Annotated in this window: 10 protein-coding genes and 2 pseudogenes; 11 read left to right on the top strand and 1 reads right to left on the bottom strand. The window is 38.2% G+C overall.

Going from position 1 to position 12653, the window contains the following annotated elements:
* From MRZ08_RS08090 to MRZ08_RS06995, 3 genes and pseudogenes are all read left to right on the top strand, one after another.
* Positions 1-154, top strand: a pseudogene (locus MRZ08_RS08090) (YihA family ribosome biogenesis GTP-binding protein); the annotation flags it as partial.
* 276 nt (positions 155-430) lie between these two features.
* Positions 431-2221: a flavocytochrome c gene (locus MRZ08_RS06990; protein WP_297381006.1), complete on the top strand. Its 1791-nt coding sequence runs from the start codon at positions 431-433 to the stop codon at positions 2219-2221.
* 124 nt (positions 2222-2345) lie between these two features.
* The gene (locus MRZ08_RS06995) at positions 2346-3065 is read left to right on the top strand and encodes a copper homeostasis protein CutC (RefSeq protein WP_297381008.1); all 720 of its coding nucleotides are present in this window, start codon (positions 2346-2348) and stop codon (positions 3063-3065) included.
* Positions 3066-3139: 74 nt separating this feature from the next.
* Here the strand turns inward: MRZ08_RS06995 and MRZ08_RS07000 are convergent, their stop codons facing one another.
* A complete protein-coding gene (locus MRZ08_RS07000; RefSeq protein WP_297381011.1) occupies positions 3140-3718 on the bottom strand; it encodes a xanthine phosphoribosyltransferase in 579 nt (192 codons plus the stop codon).
* Between the two features lie 135 nt (positions 3719-3853).
* Between MRZ08_RS07000 and MRZ08_RS07005 the strand changes: the two genes are divergently transcribed.
* From MRZ08_RS07005 to MRZ08_RS07040, 8 genes and pseudogenes are all read left to right on the top strand, one after another.
* Positions 3854-4543, top strand: coding sequence for a DeoR/GlpR family DNA-binding transcription regulator (locus tag MRZ08_RS07005; protein ID WP_297381014.1), 690 nt, complete (start codon positions 3854-3856; stop codon positions 4541-4543).
* On the top strand, positions 4540-5448 hold the full coding sequence (gene pfkB, locus MRZ08_RS07010; protein WP_297381017.1) for a 1-phosphofructokinase: 909 nt from the start codon (positions 4540-4542) through the stop codon (positions 5446-5448). Before MRZ08_RS07005 ends, pfkB begins: the two co-directional genes overlap by 4 nt.
* Complete coding sequence (locus MRZ08_RS07015) at positions 5438-7303, top strand: fructose-specific PTS transporter subunit EIIC (protein ID WP_297381020.1); 1866 nt, start codon at positions 5438-5440, stop codon at positions 7301-7303. The genes pfkB and MRZ08_RS07015 overlap by 11 nt, the downstream gene beginning before the upstream one ends.
* A 199-nt stretch (positions 7304-7502) precedes the next feature.
* Positions 7503-9188 (top strand): glycoside hydrolase family 13 protein, encoded by a 1686-nt coding sequence (locus tag MRZ08_RS07020; RefSeq protein WP_297381024.1) that lies wholly within the window; start codon positions 7503-7505, stop codon positions 9186-9188.
* A 407-nt stretch (positions 9189-9595) separates the two neighbouring features.
* Entirely contained in the window at positions 9596-10534 is a 939-nt protein-coding gene (locus MRZ08_RS07025; protein ID WP_297381027.1) for an alpha/beta fold hydrolase, read from the top strand.
* A 69-nt stretch (positions 10535-10603) separates the two neighbouring features.
* On the top strand, positions 10604-11878 hold the full coding sequence (locus tag MRZ08_RS07030; protein ID WP_297381030.1) for a M18 family aminopeptidase: 1275 nt from the start codon (positions 10604-10606) through the stop codon (positions 11876-11878).
* Positions 11879-12175, top strand: coding sequence for an MTH1187 family thiamine-binding protein (locus tag MRZ08_RS07035; RefSeq protein ID WP_297381032.1), 297 nt, complete (start codon positions 11879-11881; stop codon positions 12173-12175). It begins immediately after the preceding gene.
* Between the two features lie 233 nt (positions 12176-12408).
* Positions 12409-12653: pseudogene (locus MRZ08_RS07040) on the top strand (ABC transporter substrate-binding protein); the annotation flags it as partial.

A 12653-nucleotide genomic window follows, 5' to 3' on the forward strand; every position in this document is an offset into this window, starting at 1 on the left:
CAAGATCAAGAAAAGCCAAATCCAAAAGCATATCAAACAAATTATGAAAAAACTAGAAATCGACGACGAAGGCCTAATCTTCGCCTACTCATCAGAGACCAAGCACAACAAGGACGTCCTAGAAGAACAAGTCGATGTTATAGTTAATTATTAAAGCCAACCCCAAAGTCTAGAAATAGATGGAGGGGATTTACTTTGTATAAATTTATATTTTCTTAAAGTTACATTGTTAGTATTCTAACTAGAGTAAGGATAAGAGAAAAGTTTATTGTAAAATTATTCTCAATATATTAATAAAAACCTCTAATCATGACTTATATTCAAGGCCTACTTATATTTATAAAAATCCCTTTACTCCGCTATTTCAAGGACTTGCAAACATTATCATTATTTGTTATTATTTATAGGCAGTACAAAAAAGGGAGGAAATATGAAGAAGAATAAAATTTTACCAATTCTTTTATCGGCAGCTATGCTTTTTACTGCATGTGGCAACAATACAGCTGATAATAAGGATGGAGCTAAGGAAGAAACTGCTAAGGAAGAGAATACTAAGGCAGAAAGCTTTAAGGCGACAGAAGCAGGACATAACGGAGACATAGAAGCTACAGTTAATTTTGAGGGAGACAAGATAGCTTCAATTGATCTAGTACATAAGGAAACAGAAGGCTTAGGAGACGAAGCAGCTGATAAAATCGTAAAAGAAATAGTAGATAAGCAATCTATAAATGTAGATACTGTTTCAGGAGCTACAGTTACATCAACTGCCCTAATCGAAGCAGTAAAGGCTGCTATAGAAGAAAGCGGTCGTGACCTTAAGCTTTACGAAAAGGAAAGCGACGAAGCTAACAAGGAAACAGAGACAAAAGACTATGATGTTGTAGTTGTAGGTGGTGGTGGAGCAGGATTTGCTGCTGCAGTTACTGCCAAAGAAGCAGGTGCTAATGTACTACTTCTTGAAAAACTCGGCCAAGTTGGTGGTAATACCCTAATTTCTGGTGGAGAATACGCAGCTCCAGCTAACGAACTTCAAGAAAAAGAAGGAATCGAAGATAGTAAAGAACAATTCGCAAAAGACGTTGAAGAAGCTGGTGGAAACAAGGAACTTATCGAAGTTTTAGCTGACAAGGCAACAGATGGTGCTCACTGGCTAAGAGATGACATCGGAGTAGAATGGCTAGATAGCTTGATGTTCTTCGGTGGACACTCAGTTAAGAGATCTTACATTCCTAAAAACCACACAGGAAATGAATTAATCTCTAAATACAAGACAAAGGCAGAAGAGCTTGGAATCGACCTAATGACAAACACAGATGTTAAGGAAATCCTTACAAAAGACGGAGTTGTTTGCGGAGTTAGGGCAGAAGGAAGCGACAAAAACTACGAAATCAACGCTAAGTCAGTAGTTCTTGCTACTGGTGGATTCGGTGCCAATGCTGAAATGTGCTACGAAAATGATAAGGAAGTTGATGAACACGTCCTATCAACTAACTCTCCAGGAGCAACAGGAGATGGTATCGTAATGGCACAAGCCCTTGGTGCAGATACTGTAGATATGGACAAGATCCAACTTTACCCAGTATGTGACGTTGAAACAGGAAAACTACTTTACTGTGGAGACACAAGACTTGTAGGTGGAGCCCTTCTAGTAAACAAAGAAGGTAAGAGATTCGTAGAAGAGCTTGACACAAGACGTGCAATCTCAATGGCTATCAAAGATCAAACAGACTACGTTGGTTACCTAATTTGGGATGAAAAATCAAACGAAAAAACTGGTACAATGAAATCTAACCCAGAAGAAGCTAAGAGCCTATATGATAGAGGTCTACTATATAAGGCTGACACAATCGAAGAGCTTGCAGATCACTTCGGTATCGACAAAGAAGCTTTAGTAGAAACAGTAAATGCCTTCAACGAAAACTCTAAGAAGGAAGAAGATCCAGAATTTAACCTAAGAATGTTAGGTTGGACAATCGATGAAGGTCCTTACTACATGCTAAAAGCAGCTCCAGCAGTTCACCACACAATGGGTGGTCTTGTAATTAACACTGACGCAGAAGTTCAAACAGAAGATGGCGAAACAATCGAAGGACTTTACGCAGCAGGAGAAGTAACAGGTGGAATCCACGGCAAAAATAGACTTGGTTCTGTAGCTATGGCTGATATTACAGTTTACGGAAGAATAGCAGGAGAAAATGCAGCAAAACACGCTGGAAAATAATAAAAAGTTAAGGAGTCAGAGCAATCTGGCTTCTTTTTTTGTTTCCATTTGGGTATAGGTAAGATATGATTATAAATATATCTAAAATAGCCTGATTAAAATTTATTTAGAGAAAGGATAGTGCGTGAAGCTTGAAATATGTATAGATTCCTACGAATCTTTTTTAAATGCGAAAGTTGCTGGTGCAGACAGAGTAGAAATATGCTCTGCTCTAGATCTTGATGGGATAAGCCCATCTGTAGGGCTTGTCAGCAAGATTTCAAAAGAGAAAAATATAGAGAAGTTCGTAATGATTAGGCCAAGGCCCTACGATTTTTCCTATAATAATGAGGAATTTGAAACTATGAAAGAAGAGATTAAAATCTATAAGGACTTTGATATAGATGGCTTTGTCTTTGGTATGCTCCTAAAGGATGGGAGGATTGATCTAGAGATAACCAAAGAACTAGTAGAACTTTCTAGGCCAAAGGAGGTCACCTTCCACAGGGCCTTCGACTACTCCAAGGATGGAGAAGAAGTTATAGAAGATTTGATAGAAATTGGAATAAAGAGAATCTTAACTTCTGGGAAAAGGGCCACAGCCATAGAAGGAATAGACCTTCTAGCAAGGATTAATCACAAATATAAGGATAAAATCGAAATTATGGCAGGATCTGGCGTAAATTCTTCAAATATCAAAGAAATCTATAGGAAAAGTGGAATCGTAAACTTCCACATGTCGGCTAAAAACAAAAGAAAAACAGAGATGACCTATCTTAAGGAAACTAACTTATACCAGGATATAGGCGTTAGTGATAGATCGCTTATAAGAAAAGCCATAGAGACAATAGAGAAATTATCTTAAAATTAGCTTACAAAAAAGTGGCATAAAGATAAAAAATAAAAAAAGGAGCTTTCTTGCTCCCTTTTCAGCTTATTTTATTCTTCAACAAAAGTAATCTTTCCGTCTTCTAGTTTTGCAATTCTTGCTAGGGAGTATACTTCTAGCCCCATTTCATTTTCTATTACGCTACGTCCATCAGAGAAGGACTTTTCTATTACTATACCGAAGCCTACTGGGTTGGCTCCTGCTTGCCTTACTAGGGCAACCATGCCCTTAGCTGCTTGGCCGTTTGCCAAGAAGTCGTCTATCATTAGGACATTTTCGTCTTCTTTGATGAAGTTTTTGGAAACTATAAGCTCATTTGTAACTTGTTTGGTGAAGGAGTATACGCTTGAATGATAAACATCATCTCCTGTTGTAAGAGATTGTTGCTTTCTTGCGAATACACACTTTACTCCAAGCTCTAGGGCTGTAGCAAGGGCTGGGGCGATTCCTGATGATTCTACTGTTAGAACCTTATCTATCTTTTGATCCTTGAAATGTTCGGCAAATTCCTTGCCCATTTGTTGGATAAGCTTACAGTCGATTTGTTGGTTGAGGAAGGAGTCTACCTTTAGGATATTTGGTCCAATTACGATTCCTTCTTCTAAAATTTTTTCTTCAAGTTCTTTCATGTTCACTCCTTATGTAGAATTTATACGCTTTTAATAATTATAGTGTTTTTAAAAAATTAGTCAAATTCAGATAATTGCGAAAGAATCTGAAGGAATATGATTGATTTTGAATGAAAATGATGTTATAATATTAGCATGATAGTAGAAGAAAGACTCGATATGATATTGGATGTGCTTTTTAAGGAAAAAAAGATATCCAACAGATATTTGACTAAGAAGCTACATGTCAGTGAGTCAACCCTAAGACGCGACCTCGACATCTTGGAGGAAGCAGGAAAAATAAGGAGGGTCCACGGGGGAGCTGTACTAAATATAAAGACAGACGAAAGAAGTTTCACTGATAATGAGCAAAGCATGTTAGAAGAGAAAAAATCTATAGGAAGAAAGGCTGCAAAGCTAATCCCAGACAAGAGCTTGGTTTTCTTAGATGCGGGATCTACTACAAATGTGATGATCGATTTTATAGAGGCAAAGAATATTAGGATTGTGACAAATGGCCTTATGCATGTAACAAAACTAATGGAGCGAGGAATCGATACGGTAATTATCGGAGGAAAGCTTAAGACAAGGACCAGGGTCACCACTGGAGTGATCGCCATGAATGAGCTTTGCGATTTTAATTTTGACCTAGCCTTTATTGGGGCAAATGGCTTTGATGATGAGTATTTTTATACTGCTGATATAAACGAGGCTCTGATAAAGAGAAAGGCGATTGAACTTTCCAATAAGGCCTACATCCTAGCAGATTCTTCTAAAGAACACGAAGTCTATCATGCAAAAATTATCGATAGATGTGATGTAGAACTAATTGAGGAGGATAGATGATATATACATTAACGACGAATCCATCAATAGATTATATAATGAGGATAGATGACTTTACCCATGGGGCGACCATTCGCAGTAAGGCTAGCGAAATGTACCCAGGTGGTAAGGGAATAATGGTCTCAAAGCTACTTAAAAACTTGGGAGATGAGCCGGTAAACATTGGCTTTCTCGGAGGCTTTACTGGAGATTTTATAAAAAATGAACTAGAAAAGCTAGGCATCAAGGAAAGCTTTACAGAAATTAAGGGCAATTCTAGGATAAATGTAAAATTAAAATACCAAGAGGAGACAGAGATCAATGCTGAAGGCCCTCATATAGAAGATGAGGAAGTTGAGAAGTTTTTTGAAAATCTTAAGGATATCAAAGAAGATGACCTCTTAGTAATCTCAGGATCCCTACCAAAATCTCTTGACAAGGATTTTTATAAAAAAGTAATTGGGGAGGTTTCATCTAAGTTTACAATAGACATAGCGAATAAGGAAGTCCTCGATTACCTAAAATATAAACCAGTTCTAGTAAAACCAAATAAGGAAGAGCTCGCTAATATTTTTGAAACTGAGATTAAGACAGAGGAAGACATAATCACCTATGCTAGAAAGCTAAACGAGCTTGGGGCGGAAAATGTGATTGTATCCCTTGGAGGAGAAGGTTCAATCTTCGTAGATAAGGATAGGATCCTTAAGGCAAGTCCAATCGAAGGAAAGCTTGTAAATTCTGTTGGAGCAGGCGACTCTATGGTGGCAGGATTTGTATATGGCCTAAGCCATGACTTATCCAAAAAGGAATCCTACAAGCTTGCAGTTGCTTGTGGGACAGCGACAGCCTTTAGCCCTGATATAGGAAGTAAGGCAACAATTGATGAGATTTTAGAAAAAGTGGAGGTAAAGGAAAGTGGAAATTAGAGATTTACTCAAGCCTGAACTGATGATATTTGACCTTCAGGCAAATGACAAGATGAGCGCAATTGAAGAAATAGCCTCAAAGTTTTTTGAAAAAGGATATGTTAAAGACAAAGAAGACTTCAAAAACGGTCTAATAGCAAGAGAAGAAGAAGGATCAACTGCCCTAGGTGAGTCAGTAGCCATCCCTCATACCAAAAACGAAACTGTAAAAGAACCAGCAGTTTTATTTGCGAGAAAAATAGGAGGACTTGACTACGAAGCTCTAGACGGCGAGCCTACAGAAATATTCTTCTCCATAGGAGCACCTGCTGGAGAAAATAACCTCCACGTAGAAACCCTAGCCGAGCTTTCAAAAATGATAATGAAAGAAGGCTTTATCGATGATCTTAAAAAATGCTCTAGCCCAGAAGAAGTATACGGTATAATCGATAAATACTCAGAGAAAAAGAAAGCTCCTGTAGTAGAAGAAGAAGCTAAAAATAGTGATATCAAACTACTAGCAGTAACAGCTTGTCCAAATGGTATAGCCCACACCTACATGGCCCAAGAAGCCCTAGAAAAGGCAGCCAAAAAAGCGGGAGTTTCAATCAAAGTCGAGACAAACGGATCTGATGGAATTAAAAATAGACTTACAGATAAGGAAATCGAAGAAGCTGACGCTATAATCATTGCAGCTGATAAGAAAGTAGAAACAAATAGGTTTGACGGCAAAAGGCTTATCCAAAGACCAGTATCTGACGGAATCAGAAAAAGCAATGAATTAATCGAAAAGGCTATCAAGGGCGAAGGAAGAATCTTTAAAGCAGAAGAAGGAGCAAATAAGACAAGTACTGACGATGGCGAAGGCCAAAGCTTCTGGCAAAAGATCTACGGAGACCTAATGAATGGAATTAGCCACATGCTACCATTTGTAATCGGTGGTGGAATTCTCATGGCAATCTCCTTCCTAGTAGAAAGATTCGCTGGAGATGAATCCCTTGCCTTTACCTTCCTCAACGGCCTTGGCGGGGATGCCTTTAGCTTCCTAATACCAATCCTTGCCGGCTTTATTGCCATGTCTATTGGAGATAGACCAGCCCTCATGCCAGGTATGGTTGCAGGACTTATGGCTAGCCGTGGAGCAGGCTTTATCGGAGGACTAATCGGAGGTTTCCTTGCAGGCTACGTCGTAAATCTAATGAAAAAAGCATACAAGAATCTTCCAAAATCAATCGAAGGCCTAAAGCCAATGCTAATCTATCCAGTATTTGGCCTTCTAATAGTTGGAGCCTTGATGTTCTTTATCATAGATCCAATATTTACAGGAATCAATACCTTCATTAACAACTGGCTAATGAGCCTATCTGGAGCTAATATGCTTCTTCTAGGAGCAATCCTTGCTGGCATGATGGCTATAGATATGGGTGGTCCAATCAACAAGGCAGCCTACGCCTTTGCAATCGGAGCCTTTACAGACACAGGAATAGGAACCTTTATGGCAGCTGTAATGGTTGGAGGAATGGTACCACCAATTGCAATAGCAATAGCTACAACCTTCTTCAAAGATAAGTTTACAGAAGATCAAAAGAAGACAACAATTACCAATTACATCTTGGGACTTAGCTTTATCACAGAAGGAGCAATTCCTTTCGCAGCTGCAGAGCCAGGCAAGGTAATCCCAGCAAGCGTTATAGGATCTGCCATAGCAGGAGCAATCGTAGGAGGCTTTAACATATCAGCCCCAGCTCCACACGGAGGAATCTTCGTCTTGCCAGCTATGTCAAGTCTAAGCCAAGCAGGCCTCTTCCTAGGAGCTGTTCTAGTTGGATCTGTAGTGGGTGGACTAATCTACGGATTTATGAAGAAAAATGACTAAGAAAAATAATTTTATGACTCAAGTATGCTTAAGCGTATTTGAGTCTTTTTTGGATTATATATATTTTGACTAAATCCTATCTACTTGATATAATAAAAAATTGAAAGTCGGCAAAGATTTAGCCATTATGATTAATGCTTATAGGCTTACTTGGCTCTTACGATTATCCCTTGCCGGCTAGACATAATAAGGAGTTAAGATGAATAAAGAAGCAGTTTTTCATATGATGGAGAGTCAATGGGCGAATCCTATTGATGTTGATGAAATTATTATTAGATTGAGGACAGCCAAGGAAAAGCTTGATGCCTACCTAGTTTATGGATGGCAGTTTGATGTTCCAATCGTTTGGAATGAGATTAAGATGGAAGTGGCCTATGAGGATGAGCTTTTTTATTACTATGAAACAAGAATAAGGCTCGATGATAGAAGGCTTTGCTATGTGTTTAAGATTAATGATGGCCATAATGATTATTATTTTAGTGAAGATGGACTTAGCGAAAATTATGACTTAGCTGATGCCTATTATAATTTTTTCCAGATGCCTTACATTAATGAAGCTGACCTCTTTCCGACAGTGGCTTGGATGAAGGAGGCTGTTTTCTATCAGATATTTGTCGATAGGTTCGCTAGGGCTAACTTTAGTAAGGATGATTCCTATATCAACATGGCCTGGGAGGATAAGCCAAGCCCAACAAGCTTTGCCGGAGGCGACCTTTTGGGCATAGTTGACAAACTTGACTATCTCAAGGATCTGGGTGTAAATGCTATATATCTGACCCCGATTTTTAGGTCAAATTCTAATCATAAGTATGATATAATAGACTATTTTAAAATCGACCCTCATTTTGGTAATGAGGAGGATTTTAGAAAGCTTGTAGATAATATCCATGCTAGGGGTATGAAGCTAGTTCTAGATGGTGTTTTCAACCATATGAGTAAGGACAATCTAATTTTTCAAGATGCTCTGGAAAAGTACAAGGACTCAGACTACTTCGATTGGTTCTATATAAATGAGGATAAGACTTATGAAACTTTTGCGAAAGTCACAGCCATGCCAAAGATCAATACTTCCAACGAAAGGGTCCAAAAATATTTGATCGATGTTGGAAAATATTGGATAGAAAAGTTTGATATTGATGGATGGAGACTAGATGTTTCTGATGAGATTAGTCATGATTTCTGGAGGGCCTTTAGGAAAGAAATTAAGGGTCTAAAGAAGGATGCCGTGATTCTTGGAGAAAATTGGCACGATGGGTCAAGCTTTCTTATGGGAGACCAGTTTGACTCAATTATGAATTACTCCTTTACCAAGGCTAGTCTTGATTTTTTCAAGGGAGAAATTGACGCCAGGGCTATGGCCTTCAGGCTAAATAGGGTTCTAGTTAGAAATAAAGACCAAGTTAATAGGATGAACTTAAACTTCCTCGATACTCACGATACCTTGAGATTTCTTACAGAAGTGGACGGGTCAGAAGATAAGCTTCTTTCTGGGATCGCTTTGATGACAGTCTTTATTGGAACTACATGCATGTATTATGGGACAGAAATTGGCCTTGAAGGAGGCTACGATCCAGATTGCAGGAGGAGTTTTATCTGGGACAGGCTTGGTGAGAAGGAAAATCTTATAATAAAGATTAAGGAAATATTCTCCCTTAAAAGCAAGGAACCAATCAAAGAAGGTGGGATAAGAGTTAAAAGCGATGAGGGACTTTTAATTATAGAAAGATTTTATGGATCATCTGAAATCAAGCTTGTAATTAATCTAAAGGATGCAAGACAAATAGACCTAGGCGATTTTAACATCCTTACTTCAAATAGGTATGAAGAGGGAAGTCTTTTAGAAAATTCTTTTATAGTATTAGAAAAAAATTCCAAGCACTTGTAATACTAGTAATATTCATCTAAGCTATGATGGCTATCGATATAGTTGGACTAAGCTAAGGATTTATGAAGAAAAATAACTAAGAAATAAGGGGCTGTTGCAAAACTATGAATAATCATCGTACCATCGTTAGAAGGTTCTCTTAGGAAATTTTACCTCCCGTGGCCGGTGGGCCGATAGGTGCCTGCCGGCTGATGTAGGCTATTAGCCCGTCGGCTTATTGAGACTTTCCGTGGAGGTTCTTCTAATGATATTGGTACTATTTATTCATTCTGCAACAGCCCCTTTTTTATACCTATAATTCATTTGTAAAGATTATGTAAAATGTTTTCCTGGATATTCTAATATAAGTTAAAATATTCTATAATATATATAAGAAAATATAGATAAGAATTATTTTGGAGGAGCTTATGAGGAAGAAAGTTAAAATAGGGCTGGGCGTGATTTTATCTATAATCATAATTCTTTTTATCGCTTTTTCTATCTTTATTGGCAAGGCGACCTTTGATGGGATGACTAATATTGAATCCAGAGAGGACACTTTAGAAAATATTAATCTTTACAAGGAACAGTACGAGGATTTTGCTAGAGGAAAAGATATAGAAGAAATTAAGATAAAATCGAGCAAAGATAAACACGATATCCCCGCTATTTTTGTGAGGAATCCAGATTCTAAGGACGTTTGCGTCATGGTTCATGGAATGGGAGGGACTAAATATTCACTTTATACTCAAGGACAGATTTTCTATGATTTAGGCTACTCTCTTTTAATCTACGATCAGAGAAATTCTGGAGAGAATCTTCTCCCCTACAATACTTTTGGGGTCCTTGAATCTTTTGATTGTTTGGATGCGATTGATTACATAAAACAGGAATATCCTGATTCTAAGATAATCCTTTATGGCGAATCCTACGGAGGAGCGACTAGTATTATTGCTGCTAGTAGGGATAGTTCAAATATTGACTACCTAATCCTCGACTGCCCTCTGGGAGATAGTAGAGAAATGGTAGATAAGGTCTTGGCAAAAGTTGAGAAAGAACAAAATGTGCCACAAGGTTTTATGAGATTTATGGGAAATATCTTCCTAAAGATGAAATTAGGCTTTAGTCTAGAAGATATCGACTCAACTAAGTGGGCAAGACAGGCATATATTACAAGTCCTGTCCTTGTAATAAATTCAAAGGTCGATACTATGACCCCTTATCATATGGGTAGGGAGGTCTATGAGTCTATAAAATCGAGCAAGAAAGAAATCTATACAGGAGAAGACTTCGGCCACTGCGAGTTTTCAAAGAAAGACCCCGAAGGCTTTAAGAATCTTATATCAACTTTTCTAGAAAAATACTAAAATTATTAGAATTACCAAGCTTATCTTATCTACAAATGAAGGAAAGATATTTTTGGGTATGATATTAGTATGAAGAGTTTAGAATTTAGTAAAGATTTAATAAAATTTATAGACGAAAGTCCAGTTTCTTATTACGCAGTACAAAACGCAGCGGATATTTTAAGAGAAAAGGGCTTTCATGAGCTTAAGGAAAATGAGAAATGGGAGATCCGTCCATCAGGAAGATACTTTGTAGTCCGTGATGGGACGGCTCTATTTGCTGTAGATTTGGGAGAAGATTTAAGAGATGGATTCGATATTATAGGATCTCACACCGAGTCTCCTACCTTTAAGTTAAAATCCAAGGCAGAAATCGGGGCTCATGGCTATCTTAAGCTAAATGTAGAAGCATATGGAGGAATGATTTATTCTACATGGCTTGATAGGACCCTATCTCTTGCGGGTAAAGTTGTCTATGAAAAAGACGGTAGGCTTAGTTCAAGTCTTATTAATATCGACAGAGACCTTCTTACAATTCCCAATGCTGCAATCCACATGAATAGGACTGTGAACAAGGACTTTGCAATCAATCCCCAAGACAATCTCTATCCTTTGGTTAAAACCATCAAGGAAAAAGCAGAAGCAGATGGCTTTATCCAAAATCTTTTGGCAGATGAGCTTAAAGTTGAGGCGTGCGATATAATAGACTACGACCTTGCCCTCTACGATAGGCAAAAGGGTGCTATTATCAATGATATGTACCAAGTAGGAAGGATTGACAATCTAGGATCAGTTCATGCAAGCCTTAGGGCCTTTGTAGATAGTAAAAGTACAAAGACCAACTGCCTTATCCTAAATGATAGCGAGGAGATTGGATCAAGGACTAGGACCGGAGCCTTTTCTCCCTTCCTTAAAGACTGTCTAAATAGACTAATCCTTGCGACTGGATTGACAGAGGAAGATTATTATATAGCGATCGATAATTCCTATCTGATAAGTGCGGACCAGGCCCACGCCATTCACCCAAACTTCGCTCAATTTTCTGATCCTACCAATGAAGTTAGGATGAATGAGGGTCTTGTGATTAAGATTGCGGCAAATGGAGCCTACACCTCAAGCATAGAGACTAAGGCGAGGATTATCAAAATCGCAAGGGACTTGGGAGTTAATATCCAAACTTTCCACAATAGAAACGACAAGCAGGGAGGTTCAACTATTGGGCCAATCGCAGCAGCAACTTTAGGAATCAAGAGCATAGATGTAGGCGAGCCTATCCTGGCCATGCATTCTATAAGGGAGCTTGGAGGAGTTGAAGACCACTACCAAGCATATCAAATATACAAGAGATTTTACGAGGAGGACTAAATGGCATTAGTAGAAGTATGTCTAATACCAATAGGAACAAAAGAAACATCAGTAAGCAAATACGTAGCAGAAGCTGAGAAGATCCTAATGGCAGAAGGGGTGAAATACAAACTAAACCCTATGGGAACAGTGATAGAAGCAGATGCCGACAAGGCACTTGAAGTTATCAGAAAAATGCAAGAATCTGTCTTTGACAAGGGGGCAGATAGGGTGTATTCTGTAATCAAGATGGACGATAGGAGAGATAAGAAAGCTTCTATGGAACAAAAAATCAAATCAGTAGAAGATAAACTATAATTCGGGAATGAACCCTCTAGCGGTTCATTCTTTTTTTGAAAAAATCTTGTTAGAAATTTAACTATTTGTTACAATAGTAGTAAAGAATGTTGGATATGTGCTGGTAAAATTTTTTGTAATTAAATGCCCCCAATCTAGGTGGAATTTATGTCTTAAGATCAAAATTTTACTTAGCTTAGCTCATATGATTATGAATAGGCTTTGCCAACACAGAAAAAATTCTAGGAGGAATTATGAAAAAGAGAAACATATTTGTAAGCCTTGCCCTAGCAGGACTTCTGCTAACTTCCTGCGGCAATGCGGATAAGAAGGAAAATACCGAAACTAATGACAAGCCACTTAAAGTAGCCATGTATACTGAAATCGATTCGCTCGATCCTTTCAATGCTACTGCAGGAGATACCAAAACTATCATGGATCAAGTTTTCGATGGACTCTTCGATGTGGATGAGGATGGAAATTTAGTTCCTGACCTTTG

The sequence above is a fragment of the Anaerococcus sp. genome (assembly GCF_022770135.1).
Taxonomy (GTDB): Bacteria; Bacillota; Clostridia; order Tissierellales; family Peptoniphilaceae; genus Anaerococcus.